Genomic DNA, 16236 nt, shown 5'->3' on the forward strand with positions numbered 1-16236 from the left:
CCTCATGACCCCGGGCAGGCATGCGGCCGCGCGCGATCGCTCACCGTCGTGGTGGGCCGGCGTCGTGGAGTGGCGCAACTGGCGGCTGCCCGTGAAGCTGGGTGCCGTTCTGGTGGTGCCCGCCCTGCTCGCCGTCGCCTTGGGCGTCGTGCAGATCCAGCGCGACGTCGCGCGCGCGAACACCTACGCGGACGTGCAGCGGCTGGTCAGACTGCGCGGTGGGCTGATGCCGTTGATCGGCGATCTACAGATGGAACGGACGATGTCGGCCGCGCGGCTGAGAGACCGCGCGGCCGCCGATCCGGCCATGCTCCGGCAGCAGAATCAGCGCGTCGACCGCGCACAGGCCGCCGTCGCCCGCACCACCAAGCGGGCACAGGGGCTCGAAGGGGTTACGGCGAACCGCTACCGCGACGCGTTCAAGCTGCTGGACGGGCTGCCCGAGCTGCGCAAGAAGGTGACGTCCACGGACATCGGCTCGTGGACCGCGGTGACCGAGTACAGCAAGATCATCAACAGTCTGCTCGACCTGGACCAGGCGCTGGGCAGCCGGTTCGGTGAACCCCAGCTCTCCGGACCGGCCACCGCGCTGTACGACCTGGAGCTGGTCCAGGAACAGGTCCACCTCCAGCATGTGATCGTCATGGGCGCGCCCGACCCCGGCACGCTGAAGGACCCCAAGCTCATCAGGGCGCTCCAGGAGTCCGACATCCGTCTGCGGGACAAGCTGGGCGACTTCCGGGCCGTGGCCACCGCGGGGGACCAGCGCGCCTACCAGCGGACGGTCACCGGCCCCGAGGTCGAGCGACGCACCCGGCTGCTGGACACCGTGCTGTCCCAGGCGGGTTCGCAGAGCTCCGGACGGAGCGGCGCCGATGCCGCGCAGTTCTCCGTCCGCGACTGGAACCGCAGTTCGGAGGCGACCGGAACGCTCATCAACACCGTGGAGAAGCGGCTTGCCGACCGGCTCCGGGTGACCTCCGCCAAGCTCCAGGACGAGACGAGCGACCGGGCCGGTGCCGAGTCCGTGCTGCTCTTCGCCGTGCTCCTGCTCGCCTTCGCCATCGGCATCGCCATCGCCCGGCATCTGCTGCGGTCGCTGACCGTGCTGCGCTCCACCGCGCTCGACGTGGCCGAGCGCCGGCTGCCCGAGGCGGTGTCGAGCATCCGCGAGGGCGAGATGGCCACCACGTCGATCAGCGCCGTGCCCGTCCACACCACAGAGGAGTTCGGGCAGCTCGCGCGGGCCTTCGACGCGGTGCACGGCCAGGCCGTGCGGCTGGCCGCCGAGCAGGCCGCGCTCCGCGGCGACCTGCGGGACACCCTGGTCAACCTCTCCCGGCGCAGCCAGAGCCTGGTGGACCGGCTGCTGCGCCTGATGGAACAGCTCGAACTGCACGAAGAGGACCCGGACCAGTTGGCCAGCTTCTTCAAGCTGGACCACCTGGCGACCCGGATGCGGCGCAACAACGAGAACCTGATGGTTCTGTGCGGCAGCACCCCGGTCCGCCCCTCCGAGCAGCGCGTGCCGCTCGACAATGTGCTGAGGGCCTCGGTCTCCGAGATCGAGCACTACCGGCGGGTGGTGGTGGAGCCCGTTCCCGCCGCCGAAGTGATCGGGTACGCTGCCGGTGACCTGGCGCGAATGATCGCTGAGCTGCTGGACAACGCCACCGCGTTCTCCCCGCCGGAGACCCAAGTGGTCGTCAGCAATACACTGCGCCTGGACGGTTCCGCACTGATCGAGGTCCGCGACGAGGGATTCGGGATGAGCGGGGCCGAATTGGCCAAGGCTCATCGGCGCGTAGCGGGGGACGTATCCGTGGAGGTACCTACGTCCCGGCAGATGGGCTTGACCGTCGTCGGCCGCCTGGCCCGTCGCCACGGCGTCACCGTGGAGCTGATCTCGGAGCGCGACACCGGCGGTGGGCTGCGCGCGGGGGTGCTGGTCCCGGCCAGGCTGATGCTCGCGGACAAACCCGCCCTCGCGGGCCGGGAGAGCTCCCTGCCCGTCCGGCGCACCTCCAACGGGACGGCCGAGCCGGTGGGCACCCGCCGGGAGACCGGCGCGGCCCCGTCGGCGCCGCTGCCGCGCCGCGCGACCGACGGCGCCCGCTCGCTGCGCGCCGGTGGGGATTCCTCGGTCGGCTCCGGCGACACGGGCCGCACCCTGCCGACCCGCCCCAGCGGCTCGCGGGCGTTCGTGGATGCCTCGCAGCCCGGCGGACTGCCGCGCCGGATACCCCCCGCCAAGGCCGGCCCGCCCGCCCCGGTCGGCGAGGGCGCCCCGGGGAAGGCCGCCGCTCTCGGGAACGGCAACGGCAAGGGGCACGCCCCCGCGGACCGCCGTGCCGTACAGCCGCCCGGACAGCCCCCGCTGCCACCGCGGCGTTCACGTCCGGCCGCTCGGGACGACGCCTCCTCGTCGTGGTTCGCCTCCACCGAGGCCAAGGCGGCCCCGGCGGGCCCCCCGGCCGAGGAGACGGCCGAGAGCCGTAAGCCGGCGGACCGCCCGGCCTCCGAGCTGCCCCGGCGGCCAGTCCCCGCCGCGCCCGCGTCCCCCGGTGAGAGCCGGCCGGATGCCACCGACGACCCCGGCCAGATCGTCCACGAGCGGCCGGGCGCCGCCGACGCGGGCGGAGTCACCCAGGCCGGGCTGCCCCGGCGGGTGCCGCGCCAGGACCCGGGTACCGACCGGGCCAAGCCGCGCGCCACCGAGGAGCGCCTCAAGCCGCGTGCGGCCGGTGACGAGGAATCCGCGCGGCGGAACGCCGGCCGCACCCATTCGTTCCTCAGCAATTACCAGTCGGGCATCCGCCGGGGTCAGCCCGACGGACGCGACGAGACATAAGGTCTCAGCGAAGATGGACAGGAAGAACCAATGACCTCACCCCAGCTACGGGAGGTGAGCCAGTTCGGATGGCTGGTCACCAACTTCACCGAGCGTGTGCCCAACGTGGCGCACGCCGTGGTGGTCTCGGCCGACGGACTGTTGCTCACCGCGTCGGACGGGCTGGTGGCCGAACGGGCCGAGCAGGTCGCCACCATTGCCGCCGGGGCCATCAGCCTGATCCAGGGCGCGGCCCAGTGCCTGATGACCGGTGATGTGCGGTCCTCGGTCATCCAGATGGAGCTCGGGAACATGCTCCTGATGTCGATCGAGGACGGCTCGTGTCTCGTGGTGCTGGCGGCGCCGGACTGCGAGATCGGTCAGGTGGCCTACGAGATGACCGTACTGGTCGACCAGGTCGGCGAGATGCTGACCCCGGAGCTCCGCGCTGAGTTGCAGGAGCTGAACCTGCGCGGCGTGAAGCGGACATCAGCCCAATAGGCCGGACGGGGAGATGATGAGCACCGGTGAAGGCCCTTCCGGGCAGGGACCTGGGAGAGAACAGGGGGCGGAGGACGAGCAGACCTTCGCCGACGTGCTCAACGCCTTCAGCTTCGGCAAGGGGCGACGCGGGCGGAAGGCGGCTCGTTCCGAGGGGACGCCGGAGGCCCCGTCCCGCCGTGAGGGCGGGGACGGCCGGCCCGAGGAGCCCGGGGAACCCTTCCCGAGGGCGTCGCCGGAGCCCGGGGCGCCGGCCGCCTGGGAGCCCGAGCACGACGAGAGCCAGGGCCCGGCCGCGCTCGTGCGCGCCTACTCATGGACGGGCGGCCGGACCAGGTCCCACCATCACTTCGAGGTCGAGACCCTGGTGACCACCACCGAGCTGGGTCACCGCTCGACCGACGTCCTGCAAGCGGACCACCGCCCGGTGATCGCGCTGTGCCAGGAGCCGAGGTCGGTGGCCGAGGTGGCGGCCATGCTCCTGGTGCCCCTGGGGGTGGCCAAGGTGCTGCTCGGCGACATGGCCGAACGCGGGCTGATCGTCGTTCACCGGACGGCCTCCGAGGAGGGCGCCGCGCCGGACCGTGCCCTGATGGAGAGAGTGCTGGTGGGACTCCGGCGGATCTAGTGTGTTCGGCGCGCGGGGACCGACGGGTTCCCGCGCGTCGACATGCCCGCATCTGTGCCTAATGTCCACTGCGTAGCCCCTCCGTTCTGATCGCTTGTGCGTGTTCCGAGCCGACACTGAGCAGTTTCACGCTCTTGACGTGGCTCGGTCTGATCGGTTTACTCCCTGGCACGCCGATGTCGAATACTCGGCGACAGAGGTACGCCCAGCCGGTATGCGGCCCCCGCCGTGAGTCCGGCCCGAGTCGCCAGGTCGCTGTCTGCGACCGAGGCGGGGCCGTGCCCACGGATCATGGAGCTCTCAGCGATGAGCCTGAACCGTTCGCGCATCCGTACCACTGTGGGCGCCGCCGTGGCATGCGCCGCGGCCGCCGCGGCCGGCGTTCTCGCCCCCGCCCCCGCCTCGGCCGCCACGGCCGCCCTTCCGCCGGTCCACGCGGGCTTCGACTACCAGATCGGCGGCGCCTACACCCCGCCGTCCGGGGTGGGGGTCGTCAGCCGCGACCACAGCGCCTCCCCGGCACCCGGCCTGTACAACATCTGTTACGTCAACGCCTTCCAGACGCAGAAGACCGGCCAGCCCGGCGGCCCCGCGGACTGGCCCTCCGACCTGCTGCTCAAGAACGACGACGGTGCCGTCATCATCGACCCGGACTGGGACGAGGCGATCCTCGACATCACCACCGAGAAGAAGCGGGAGGGCATCGCGGAGAAGATCGACGCCCAGATCGACGAATGCGCCGCCAAGGGCTTCGACGCGCTGGAGCTGGACAACTTCGACACCTTCACCCGTGATGTCGTCGAGGGCCGGATCACCGAGGAGCACGCCCAGACCTACATCCGGATGCTGTCCGCCTACGGCCACGGCAAGGGCCTCGCGGTCGGTCAGAAGAACACCGTGGAGCTGGCCAGGAACCACGCGGCCAACGGCCTCGACTTCGCCATCGCCGAGGAATGCGGCAACCCCGAGTACAACGAGTGCGCCGACTACCTCGCGGCGTTCGGGAACAACGCCATCTTCATCGAGTACACGAACGCCGGGATGAAGAACGCCTGTAAGTACGGCGACCGGGTCAGCGTCGTCCAGCGCGACCGCTATGTCCTGCCCAAGGGCGAGAACGGCTACGTCCGCAAGACCTGCCCGTAGTCCCGGCAGGGGACGGTGTGCGGCCGCCGCGGACCGCGGCGGCCACACACTCACCGAACATCTGGAGGCAGTTATGGACGCGGACCGCAGTGGCCGCCGCGGGCCCTCGCGCCGTGGCATCCTGCGCGGCGGTGGCGCGCTGGCCCTCACCGCGGCAGCGGGTACGGCGGTGGCGGGATGCGGGACGGGCCTGGGCGTGGACTCCGACGGAACCGTGCACATCGAGGTGTGGCACGGGCAGAACGGCCCCTCGCTGAAGGCGTTCAAGCGGCTCGTGGCCAACTTCCACCGAAGCCACCCCGCCATCCGGGTCGATATCGGCGGCGGGGTGCTGGCGGACGACATGCTCCAGAAGGTGATGGCCGGTCTCGTCGCCCAGTCGCCGCCCGACGTCGCCTATATCTTCGGCTCCGACCTGGCGAGTGTGGCCAGAAGTCCCCAGCTCGCGGACATGACGTCGGTCGTGGAATCCCAGCCGGTGCCCTGGAACCAGTACTGGCCGGCCGCCCGGGAGGGCGTCATGGTCGACGGCGTGGTCCGTGCGGTGCCCGCGGTGCTGGACTCGCTCGCCGTGGTGTGCAACAAGAAGCTCTTCCGCGAGGCCCGGCTGGAGCTGCCCGCACCGGGCTGGACCTGGCAGGACTTCACCGAGCTGGCCCGGAAGCTGACCGACCGCGGCAAGGGCACGTTCGGCACCGGCTGGCCCGGCGCGGGCGACGAGGACACGGTGTGGCGGCTGTGGCCCATGATCTGGGACCTGGGCGGAGAGGTCATCGCCAAGGGCAAGCGGGAGATCGGATTCACCGGTGAACCCGGTGTCCGCTCCCTCGATGTGCTCGCCGAACTGGCCCGGGACAAAAGCGTCTACGTCGACCCCAAGCCCGGTGGCGAGCAGATGTACCAGGCGTTCTCCACCGGCCGGCTGGGCATGGTCGCGACCGGCCCCTGGCAACTGCCCGACATCCGCCAGGCGAAGCTCGACTATCACGTCGTCCCGCTGCCCGGCTTCCACGGCCGGTCGGTGACGATCTCCGGCCCCGACACCTGGAGCGTGTTCGACAACGGCTCCGCGCGGCTGACCGCCGCCCGTACGTTCATCGGCTGGCTCATGGAGCCCGACCAGGCATATCTGTGGGACTCCGAGGCGGGCAGCCTGCCGCAGAGCCGGCCCGCCGAGCGCCGTCCGAAGTGGCGGAGGCACGCGGCCGAGGTCCCCGGTCTCCAGGTGTTCACCGAGGTGCTGGAGACCGCGCGGGTACGGCCCGTGGACCGGGCCTACCCCAAGATCTCCATGCCGTTCGGCGAGGCCATCACCGCCGTCCTGCTCGGGAAGAGCACACCGGCCAAGGCGCTGCGGCGGTGCGCGGACGAGGCCAACGCCGCCATGGCCAAGGTGCGTTGAGGAGTACCACATGTCCCGTCTGCCCACCCCCATCACCCGTCCGGCATCGCGGACACCGGCCGGGTCCGCACGCCGCAGAGGCCGCCGGGAGGCCGCGACCGCCTGGGCGTTCGTCCTCCCCTCCGTCCTGATCATCCTCGGCCTGAGCGTCGTCCCCGTCCTGTGGTCGCTGCTGCTGTCGTTCCAGTACAGCGACCTCCTCACGCCGAGCGTCTGGGTGGGCTGGGACAACTACCGTCAGCTCGCCGACGATCCGCAGTTCGCCCAGGCCGTACGCAACACACTGGTGTACACCGCGCTGTATGTGCCGCTGAGCATCGGCCTGGGGCTGGCTCTCGCGCTGGTCCTCAACCGCCGCATCCGGTTCTCCGGCCTGTACCGCACCCTGCTCTTCGTGCCGTTCGTGGTCTCGGCCGCCGCCCAGGGCGTCCTGTTCTCCTTCATCCTCGACCCGGAGTTCGGCGCGGCCAACGCGCTGCTGCACCGCCTCGGGCTCTCCCCGCAGGGGTTTCTGTCCGATCCGGCCCAGGCCCTGCTGGTCCTGGTGGCCATCTCGCTGTGGAGCGGCACCGGCTTCTGCGTCGTGATCTACCTCGCCGCCCTCCAGGACGTACCCCGGGAACTCATCGAGGCCGCCACCCTGGACGGCGCGGAACGCCGCCATGTGCTGCGCCATGTCACCCTGCCCACCATCGCGCCGGTCAGTGTGTTCCTGCTGCTCTGGCAGACGATCAGCGCCCTCCAGGTCTTCGACCTGGTGTATGTGACGACGAAGGGCGGTCCGCTCGGATCGACCACCGTGATCGTCTACTTCGTCTGGGAGCAGGCGTTCCGGAACTTCACCGCCGGATACGGGGCCGCGGCGGCCTACGTCCTCGGCGTCGCCCTGCTCGTGGTCGCCACCGGGCTGCGGCTGGTCCGGCGCCGCGACGACCGCCGCCTCAAGGGAGCCACGTCATGACGGACCTGTCCCACCTCCCCGGGAGCGCCACCGACCGGCTCCGGCCGGTCGGCCGGACCACCGGGGAGCCCGTGGCCCGGCCACGCCGCCGGTTCCGGCTGCCGTTCAGCCCATGGCATCTGCTGCTCGCGCCCCTGGCGCTGCTCTTCGCCGTACCGCTGATCTGGCTGGGGCTCAGCTCCGTGATGAGCGACGCGGAGATCAACCGGTTCCCACCGGCGCTCTGGCCCTCCGGGATCCACCTGGGCGGCTACCGCTTCGTCCTCGGCAACGCGATGTTCCCGCGCTGGTTCGCCAACTCCCTCATCGTCTCGGCCGTCGCGGTCTTCTCGAACCTGCTGCTCGGGACGCTGGGCGGATACGCCTTCGCCCGGATGCGGTTCGGCGGCTCCCGGGTGCTGCTGGTCCTGATGCTGGCGACCATGGCCATCCCGTTCCAGCTCACGATGATCCCGACCTTCCTGGTCATGCGGAAACTGGGGCTCGTCGACACCCTCGGGGCGCTCATCGTGCCGTCGCTGGTGACGCCGTTCGCGGTGTTCCTGCTGCGGCAGTTCTTCCTCTCGCTGCCCAGGGAACTGGAGGAGGCCGCCTGGATCGACGGGTGTTCGCGGCTGCGGGTGCTGTTCCAGATCGTGGTCCCGCTGTCCCGCCCCGCGCTGAGCACCGTGGCCGTCCTCACCTTCCTCACCACCTGGAACGATCTGTCGTGGCCGCTCATCGCCCTCAACCACGACGCCAACTACACCCTCCAACTGGGCCTGACCACCTTCCGGGGACAGCACCACACCCAGTGGTCGGCCGTGATGGCGGGAAACGTCATCACCGTGCTGCCGGTGCTGCTCGCCTTCCTCGCGGCCCAGAAGACCTTCGTCAGGTCCATCACCTCCACCGGTCTCAAGGGCTGACCACGGCCCCGCACCGCCCTTCCCTCACCACTCGTCAGGAAGCCGTATGCCGCCCACCTTCGACCTGCTCGTCATCGGGGACGCCAACCCGGACGTCATCGTCGGACCGCTCACCACCCCGCTCGCCTTCGGCCAGCGCGAACAGCTCATCGACAGCGGTGCGCTCACCCTCGGCGGATCCGCCGCGATCACCGCGTGCGGCGCCGCCCGGCTGGGGCTGCGCGTGGCCTTCGCCGGACGTATCGGGGACGACGGCGCCGGACACTACATGCGCGACCAACTCGCGGCACAAGGCGTCGACATCAGCGGGCTGCACCTGGACCCGAGCCTGCCGACACCGCTCACCGTCATCGTGACCCGCGACGACGACCGGGCCATCCTCACCGCGCCGGGCACCCTCGCCGCGACCTCGGGCCGCGATGTGCCCGAGCCTCTGCTGACCTCGGCCCGGCACGTCCACGCCGCGTCCTACTTCCTGATGCCGGGGCTCGCCGCCGATCTGCCGGACCTCTTCGACACCGCCCGCGCGGCGGGTGCCACCACCTCGCTCGACACCAACGACGACCCCTCGGGCCGCTGGGACCGCGCGGCGCTGGCGCCCGTCCTCGCCCGGACCGACATCCTGCTGCCCAACGCCGCCGAGGCGCACCGGCTGGCCGGCACCGACGGCACGTCCGTCGCGGCCGCCGCCGAACTCCTCGCACACCAGGTCTCGCTGGTGGCCGTCAAGAACGGGGCGGACGGCGCCCTGTGCCACGACGGCCGGACCCTGCTCACCACGGCCGGTATCCGCGTGACACCCCAGGACGCCGTCGGCGCGGGCGACAGTTTCAACGCGGGCTTCCTCGCCGGACGGCTCGCGGGCCGGCCCATCGCCGAGGCGCTCGACCTCGCCGCCGCCTGCGGTGCGCTGTCGACCCGTGCCGCAGGCGGCACCACCGCCCAGCCCACCTGGGAAGAAGCCCTCACCCACCTCACCGTCAACGGAGACAGCCCGTCATGACCAACCCCAAAATCGTGCTGATCGGCGCCGGAAGCGTCGTCTTCACCCAGGGCCTGCTGGCGGACCTCTTCGCCTTCCCGGAGCTGAAGGCCGCGCGGATCGCCCTGCACGACATCGATACGGAACGCCTGGCCACCGCCGAGGCCGCCGCCCGGTACATCGCCGAACGGCGCGGCGCCGACGCGCACATCACCGCACACGCCGACCGGCGCGAAGCACTCGACGGCGCCGACTTCGTCATCAACCTCGTCCAGATCGGCATGGGGGAGGCCACCCGCACCGACTTCGAGATCCCCGCCCGCCACGGAGTGCGGCAGACCATCGGCGACACCCTCGGCGTCGGCGGCATCTTCCGCGCCCTGCGCACCTTCCCGTTCCTCAAGGCGCTCGGCGAGGACATCGCCGCCGTATGCCCCGAGGCGTGGCTGCTCAACTACACCAACCCGATGGCCATGAACGTGCAGTACCTCACCGCGGCGACCGGCCTGACCCGGGTGGTCGGCCTGTGCCACTCGGTGTACTGGACCATGCACGACCTGTGCGCCCTGCTGAAGGTCCCCTTCGACGAGATCACCTACCGCGCCGCCGGGGTCAACCACCAGGCGTGGGTGCTCCGTTTCGAGCACGACGGCACCGACCTGTACCCCCGGCTGGACGAGCTGATCGCCGAGAACGGGCAACTGCGGCGCCGGGTCCGCGTCGACATGTACCGGCGGCTCGGCCACTACCCGACCGAGACCAGCGAGCACTCCGCCGAGTATGTGCCCTGGTATCTGCACCACGACAGCGAGATCGAGCGGCTGCGGCTGCCCATCGGCGCCTATCTCGGCATCGTGGACGAGAACGTCGCCGCCTACGAGCGGACCCGCGACGACCTGGCGGCCGGTGCCTGCATCGACGTCGAGGGGACCATGGAGTACGCCCCGCAGATCATCCACTCGATGGTGACCGGCACCCCCAGGACCGTCTACGGCAATGTGCCCAACCACGGCCTCATCGAGAACCTTCCGGCCCACGGCGTGGTCGAAGTGCCGTGCCTGGTCGACCGGTCAGGTGTCCAGCCGACCCGCGCCGGTGCGCTGCCCCCGCAGCTCGCCGCGCTCAACCGCACCTACCTCAGCATGAACGACCTCGTGGTGCGGGCCGCCCTGGACGACGAGCCGCGCCATATCCGGCACGCGGCCATGACCGACCCGGCGACCGCCGCGGCCCTGCGGGTCGAGCAGATCTGGGAGCTGTGCGACGACATGGTGCGCGCACACGCCGAACGGCTCCAGCCCGGGCTGCGCGCCACCCTCGGGAGCTGAAAGCCCTGGCCGCCACCGGCGGAAAGGACGGTGCACACGCACCGGGTGCCCGGACCGACCGGCGGCTGACGGCCCGCGGTCAAGCGGCGACCGCGCCGGCGGATTCCGGGCCGCTCAGGGCCGCCGAGAACTGGTCGACGAGCCGTTCGAGCGCTTCCCGCGTGGCGGGGTCCACCACGACCCGCCCGTCCTCCCGTACCTCGATGTGCTTGTCCAGCACGAACCACCCCGGGGTGATGTGCGAGGGGCCCATGGAGGCGAGCACGGGCCGCAGCCCGTAGTCGATGGCCAGCACATGGGCGGTGCTGCCGCCGGTCGCCAGCGGCAGTACGGTCTTGCTCTCCAGCGCGTACTGCGGCAGCAGATCGAGCAACGACTTCAGCAGCCCCGAGTACGCGGCCTTGTAGACCGGGGTGCCGATGACGATGCCGTCGGCGCGGGCGACGAGTTCCGTGGCGCGGACGATCTCCGGATGCCCGAAGTCCGCGTGCAGCAGGGCCTCGGCCGGAAGCGTGCGGACGTCCAGCGGGACCACCTGGTGCCCCTGCGCGGTGAGCCGGGAGTCCAGGCCGCGCAGGAGCCGAGCGGTGCGGGAGGTGGGGGAGGGGCTGCCCGAGATGGAGAGGATGGTGGACATGGCGGGGGTTCACCTCGTGATCGTCGTGCGGAAGGAGTGGACACACGGGTCGGTACGGCCGGCCGCCACGGCGGCCCCGGTTCCGGTCCCGGCGGACTTCACAGCGCCTTGCCCGGGTTGAGGATGCCGTGTGGATCGAAGGCGGTCTTGAGCCGGCGCTGGAGTGCGTGCTGGTCCGGGCCGAGCTCGTCGCCGAGCCAGCGCCGCTTGAGGGTGCCCACGCCGTGTTCGCCGGTGAGCGTGCCGCCGAGGCGGAGCGCGGCGGTGAAGATGTCGCCCGCGGCCTGCCAGGCGGCGTCCGGGACGGCGGGGAGGGACGGGTCGAGGACCAGAATGGGGTGGAGATTGCCGTCCGCGGCATGGGCGAAGGTGAAGATCCGCACCCCGTGGCGGTCGGCAGCGGCGTCGACCGCCCTTACGGCGGCGGCCAGTTGACTCCTGGGCACGGCGATGTCCTCGATCAGCGGGCGGCCCAGCCGCTCCAGCGAGGGCAGGGCCAGCCGGCGCGCCGCGAGCAGCCGGTCCGCCTCGGCCGGATCCCCGGTGACCTCGACCGAGGCGGCCCGTCCGCCCAGCTCCCGTACGGCCGCGTCGGCCTCGGCGGCCGCGCCCCGCCCGTCGCACTGGAGGAGCAGCAGCGCGCCGCCGCGTGAGCGCAGATCCGTACCCTGGGCGTCGTCCACCGCCCCCAGCACGGGGCCGTCGAGCAGCTCGGCCATGGCCGGCTCCACACGGGCGGGGGTGAGTGCGGAGACGGCCTCGGCGCCCTCGGCGAACGTGGCGAAGTACGCGGCGACCGTGACCGTCTCCTCCGGCATCGGGCGCAGCCGCACGGTCGCGGCGGTGATGACACCCAGGGTGCCCTCGGAACCGGTGAGCAGGCCCGTGAGGTCGTAGCCGGTGACGCCCTTGACCGTGCGCCGACCGGTCCGGATGAGCGTCCCGTCCGCCAGCACCGCATCGAGGCCCAGCACCGCGTCCCTGGTCACCCCGTACTTGGCGCAGCGCAGCCCGCCCGCGTTGGTCGCGATGTTCCCGCCGACGGTCGAGATCGCGGCGCTCGCCGGGTCGGGCGCGTACCGCAGTCCGAACTCTCCCGCCGCCCGGTCCAGTCCGGCGGTGATGACACCCGGTTCGACAACGGCGATCTGCTCCTCGGGGCGCAGCTCCAGGATCCGGTTCATGCGCGACAGATCGAGGACGACACTGCCGGTGCCCGCGCTCGCCCCGCCGGACAGTCCGGTCCCCGCCCCGCGTGGCACGACCGGCACCCGCAGGGCGTGTGCGTGCCGCAGAGCCGTCTGGACGTGCTCGGCGCGCGTGGCGTGTACGACCGCGAGCGGGACGCCGCCAGGATGGCTGCCGGAACGGTCGGTGGCATACGGGCCGGTGGCGTCGGGGCCGGTGCTGAGCGCACCGTCGGGCAGTGCGCGGCGCAGCGCCGTCAACAGCGCGGTGGCATCCGCATCACCGGCAGGCGTATCACCGGCGCCCGTGCCATCGGTGCCCGTGCGTTCGGCCGTACCGGGGCGGGACAGCGGGATGGTCATGTCTTCCTCTCGCTAGGCGCGCCGAGCGCCGCCGCGCCGACGGCGAGCAGCGCCGTGTCCTCCTGCGGGGCGTGGACCGGGGCGCACTGGACGTCCCTGAAGTGGCGCTCCAGGGGGTTGTCGTGGGACAGCCCAGGATTGCCCAGCAGCCGTACCGCCAGGGTGACCGCCTCGGTGGCGTGCCGGTCCGCCAGGACGCGGGCGCCCAGGGCGTGTTCGGGGGTGTACGAGGCGTCGGCCGCGTCCACGCGCTCCGCGCCCCCGAACACCAGTTGCTCGGCCGCGTCCAGCCGCAGCGCGATCTCACCGGCCGCGCGCCGGAAGCGCTCGGTACGGGCCACCGGGTGGCCGAGGTTGGCGGGGACCCGCTCATGGGCGAAGCGGTGGAAGTACCGCTGGGCGGCGCGTGCCACGCCCAGGTAGAGGGCGGCGAGCGGCAGATGAAGGGCGGCGCCCGCGCGGTTGTCCTGCTCCGCCGCGGTGCCGTGCTCGGCCAGGTCGATGACGTTCCCCGCGGGGATCTCGACGTCGCGCAGCGCGATGTCATGGCTTCCGCTGGCGCGCAGCCCCAGATGGTCCCAGCGGTGGGTGATCTCGATCCCGGGCGCGGTGCCGGGGACCACGAACGTGCCGACCCGTGGCGTGGGCTCGTCCGTGGTGGCCCAAACCAGCAGCCAGTCCAGCCCCTCCACACCGGTCGCGAAGCGCTTGTGGCCGCTGAGCGACCAGCCGTCCGCCGTGCGCCGGGCGACCGTCGCGGGCAGCCCGCCCCGCGCGGGCGAGCCGAGTGCGGGCTCGACCCGGATGTGGTTGAGCAGCACCGGCCGCGCAGCGGCCTCGGCCAGCACCTGTCCGTACAGCTCCTGCGGCCAGTGCGCCCGCACAGCCTGACGACGGTGGATCGAAAGGCTCATCGCGGTGATCAGTGCCACCGACGGATCGCCTTCCCCGAGCGCGTGCAGGATGCGCGCGGTGGCCGCCACCGCGAGTGCGGGGCCGCCGTACCGCTCGCCGACGGTGGCGGTGAGCAGCCCGGCCTCGTGCGCGGTGCGGATCCCCTCGGCCGGAAACGTGCCGTCGCGGTCATGGGCGGCGGCGGTCGTGGCGAGCTGCCGCGTCACGGAGGCCAGCGAGGAAAGATCCGGGACCGGCAGGGACAGGTCAGTGGTCATGAGGCGAGTGCCTTCCGAAGCGGCGCGCTCAGCCGGTCGGTCCAGAAACCGCTCACCGTCAGCTCCCGCTTCACCGCCCCGAGCGCACCGAAGGCGTCGGCGACCTTCTGCTCGGAGGCGGTGGCCTCGGCGCTCACCGGCCGTATCCCGGTCCTGCGCTGGGCCTCGCCCGCCGTGAACTCCTCCAGCGCCTGATCCACCGGCTGGTGGGTGGCGGCGGCGATGACCTTCGCATACTCCTTCTGGCGTCCGTCGCGCACATAGGCGTATGCCTTGTCGATACGGGCCAGCAGATCCGCCAGCGCCCCGCGCTCGGCCGCGCTGTCGAGGGTGTCGTCGGAGGCGGTCCACACGAAGTTGCCGGAGAGGATGTCCTTGCCGGAACCGATGGTGCGGGCGCCCCGCTGATGGGCGGTGATGACCGCGTTGCCGTATCCGGCGAACGCGTCGATGGAACCGCCGTTCAGCGCGGCGATCCCCTTGTCGGGATCCAGCGGGGCGGCCCTGATGTCGTCCCAGCCGAGCCCGGCCCGCTTCAGCAGTTCGTAGAGGAAGTAGTGGGCGGTGGTGTTCTTGACGTAGCCGACCTTCTTGCCCTTGAGCTCCGCGATCGAGGTGATCTTCGATCCCTTGGGCGCGACGACCTCCTGGTTGAGGGTGTTGCCGCGCCGCACGGCGACGACCTTGAAGTTCGGCTTCCCGTCGGCCGCGGCGAACACCGGCGGGATCTCGCTGGAGCTCGCCACGTCCAGCGCACCGGCGCGCATCGCCTCCAACTGCCTGTCGCCGCCCTGGAACAGGCTCCACTTCACCTGGTACGGAGTATCGTCCAGATGCGCGAACTTCAGCAGCGCCTCCTCCTCCTTCCAGCCGGTCGCGCCGACCCGGAGGGTGGCCGAGGACCCCTTCCCGCCCCCGTCCGCTCCCGCGGAGCCGCCACAGGCGCTCAGGGCGCCGACGGCCACCGCCACGACGATGGTGAGAGCGGTACGGGCGCGGGCGCGCCGGAAACGGGAGCGGGCCGGTGGCCTGGACATGCGGGTGATGCCTTTCATGAGGGGAACGGGGAGGAGACGGCGGCCGGGCGTCAGGCGGCCGAGGTGGCGGCGCGGTGCGCCAGCTCCTGACGGACCAGCGGCAGTACATGACGCCCGTAGTCGATGGCGTCGTTGAGCGGGTCGTAGCCGCGGATGGACAGCAGCTCGCAGCCGATGTCGACGTAGTCGAGCAGTGCCTTGGCGACCGTCTCCGGGGAGCCGACCAGCGCCGTTGAGGCACCGGCGGCGTTGGTTGCCGCGGCGGGCGCGGTCCACAGGCAGCGGTCGTGCACCTCGCCGCGCTCGGCGACGGCCAGCAGCCGCTGCGATCCGACATTGGACGGGGTGCCCTGGCCGACCGCCGGGTAGTGCCGGCGCTTGGCCCGCTCGGCGTGGTTGGCCTTGACCGCGCCCAGGGTGCGGTGGGCCTTCTCCCAGGCCAGCTCGTCGGTGGGGGCGATGATCGGCCGGAAGGACACCCAGATGCGCGGCCGGGGCCGGCCCGCGGCGTCCGCGTACGCGTTCACCGAGGCGATCTGCTCGGCGGTCTCCTTCAGCGGTTCGCCCCACAGCCCGAAGATGTCGCCCTGCTGCCCGCCCACCCGGTACGCCTCCTGTGACGAGCCGCCCACCGAGATGGGGATGGTGCCGTGGTACGGGGTGACATCGGAGCGGAAGCCCTCGAAGCGGTAGTACGGGCCCTCATGGGAGATCGGACCGTCGGCCTCCCAGACGCTGCGCAGGATCCGGATGTACTCGTCCGAGCGGTCGTACCGCTCGCTCTTGCTCAGATAGTCGCCCTCGCGGCGCTGCTCCTCGTCGTTGCCGCCGGAGATGATGTGCACCACCAGCCGTCCGGCGCTGATCTGGTCCAGCGTGGCCAGTGCGCGGGCCGCGTGGGTGGGGAAGACCACCCCGGGGCGGTGGGCGAGGACCGGTTTGATGCGCTCGGTGTGATGGGCGACGAACTGGGCGAGCTGGAGCGCGTCCGGGGCGGCCGAGTGGTAGGTGACCAGGGTGTAGTCGAAGCCGGAGTCGTCCAGTGCGCGGGCGTAACGGCGGGCGTGGTCCACATCGATTCCGGACCCCGCGGTGGGGTCGCCCTCGGTGGCGGGGTTGGGGTGGACGGCGCTGATGAACTCGACGGGCATGGC

At 71.7% G+C, this 16236-nt stretch carries 14 protein-coding genes; 9 read left to right on the forward strand and 5 right to left on the reverse strand.

Features of this window, described 5'->3' with window-relative positions:
* Positions 1-4: 4 nt before the first annotated feature.
* From ACK1X7_RS40520 to ACK1X7_RS40560, 9 genes are all read left to right on the forward strand, one after another.
* On the forward strand, positions 5-2851 hold the full coding sequence (locus ACK1X7_RS40520; RefSeq protein WP_390793419.1) for a sensor histidine kinase: 2847 nt from the start codon (positions 5-7) through the stop codon (positions 2849-2851).
* 30 nt (positions 2852-2881) lie between these two features.
* The gene (locus ACK1X7_RS40525; RefSeq protein ID WP_361509692.1) at positions 2882-3331 is read left to right on the forward strand and encodes a roadblock/LC7 domain-containing protein; all 450 of its coding nucleotides are present in this window, start codon (positions 2882-2884) and stop codon (positions 3329-3331) included.
* 16 nt (positions 3332-3347) lie between these two features.
* On the forward strand, positions 3348-3959 hold the full coding sequence (locus ACK1X7_RS40530; RefSeq protein WP_385156863.1) for a DUF742 domain-containing protein: 612 nt from the start codon (positions 3348-3350) through the stop codon (positions 3957-3959).
* 306 nt (positions 3960-4265) lie between these two features.
* Positions 4266-5105 carry an endo alpha-1,4 polygalactosaminidase gene (locus ACK1X7_RS40535; protein ID WP_398161321.1) on the forward strand — a complete coding sequence of 280 codons (840 nt, stop codon included), beginning with the start codon at positions 4266-4268 and terminating at the stop codon, positions 5103-5105.
* Positions 5106-5178: 73 nt separating this feature from the next.
* Complete coding sequence (locus ACK1X7_RS40540; protein ID WP_385156866.1) at positions 5179-6507, forward strand: ABC transporter substrate-binding protein; 1329 nt, start codon at positions 5179-5181, stop codon at positions 6505-6507.
* 10 nt (positions 6508-6517) lie between these two features.
* Positions 6518-7468 (forward strand): carbohydrate ABC transporter permease, encoded by a 951-nt coding sequence (locus tag ACK1X7_RS40545; RefSeq protein WP_385156857.1) that lies wholly within the window; start codon positions 6518-6520, stop codon positions 7466-7468.
* Positions 7465-8376, forward strand: coding sequence for a carbohydrate ABC transporter permease (locus ACK1X7_RS40550; RefSeq protein ID WP_014056478.1), 912 nt, complete (start codon positions 7465-7467; stop codon positions 8374-8376). Before ACK1X7_RS40545 ends, ACK1X7_RS40550 begins: the two co-directional genes overlap by 4 nt.
* Before the next feature lie 46 nt (positions 8377-8422).
* Complete coding sequence (locus ACK1X7_RS40555; RefSeq protein WP_390793417.1) at positions 8423-9379, forward strand: carbohydrate kinase family protein; 957 nt, start codon at positions 8423-8425, stop codon at positions 9377-9379.
* Positions 9376-10686 (forward strand): alpha-glucosidase/alpha-galactosidase, encoded by a 1311-nt coding sequence (locus ACK1X7_RS40560; protein ID WP_385152311.1) that lies wholly within the window; start codon positions 9376-9378, stop codon positions 10684-10686. Before ACK1X7_RS40555 ends, ACK1X7_RS40560 begins: the two co-directional genes overlap by 4 nt.
* A 79-nt stretch (positions 10687-10765) precedes the next feature.
* Here the strand turns inward: ACK1X7_RS40560 and ssuE are convergent, their stop codons facing one another.
* The 5 genes from ssuE to ACK1X7_RS40585 all read right to left on the reverse strand — a co-directional run bounded on the left by ssuE (position 10766) and on the right by ACK1X7_RS40585 (position 16233).
* Positions 10766-11323: an NADPH-dependent FMN reductase gene (gene ssuE, locus ACK1X7_RS40565; RefSeq protein ID WP_390793416.1), complete on the reverse strand. Its 558-nt coding sequence runs from the start codon at positions 11321-11323 to the stop codon at positions 10766-10768.
* A 98-nt stretch (positions 11324-11421) separates the two neighbouring features.
* Positions 11422-12873 (reverse strand): FAD-binding oxidoreductase, encoded by a 1452-nt coding sequence (locus tag ACK1X7_RS40570; protein ID WP_413116443.1) that lies wholly within the window; start codon positions 12871-12873, stop codon positions 11422-11424.
* The gene (locus tag ACK1X7_RS40575) at positions 12870-14045 is read right to left on the reverse strand and encodes an acyl-CoA dehydrogenase family protein (RefSeq protein WP_398161317.1); all 1176 of its coding nucleotides are present in this window, start codon (positions 14043-14045) and stop codon (positions 12870-12872) included. The genes ACK1X7_RS40570 and ACK1X7_RS40575 overlap by 4 nt, the downstream gene beginning before the upstream one ends.
* On the reverse strand, positions 14042-15082 hold the full coding sequence (locus ACK1X7_RS40580; protein ID WP_398161315.1) for an ABC transporter substrate-binding protein: 1041 nt from the start codon (positions 15080-15082) through the stop codon (positions 14042-14044). The genes ACK1X7_RS40575 and ACK1X7_RS40580 overlap by 4 nt, the downstream gene beginning before the upstream one ends.
* A gap of 50 nt (positions 15083-15132) precedes the next feature.
* Positions 15133-16233 carry an LLM class flavin-dependent oxidoreductase gene (locus tag ACK1X7_RS40585; RefSeq protein WP_413116444.1) on the reverse strand — a complete coding sequence of 367 codons (1101 nt, stop codon included), beginning with the start codon at positions 16231-16233 and terminating at the stop codon, positions 15133-15135.
* Positions 16234-16236 lie beyond the last annotated feature (3 nt).

This window comes from Streptomyces sp. CY-1 (genome assembly GCF_047218265.1).
Classification (GTDB): Bacteria; Actinomycetota; Actinomycetes; order Streptomycetales; family Streptomycetaceae; genus Streptomyces; species Streptomyces niphimycinicus.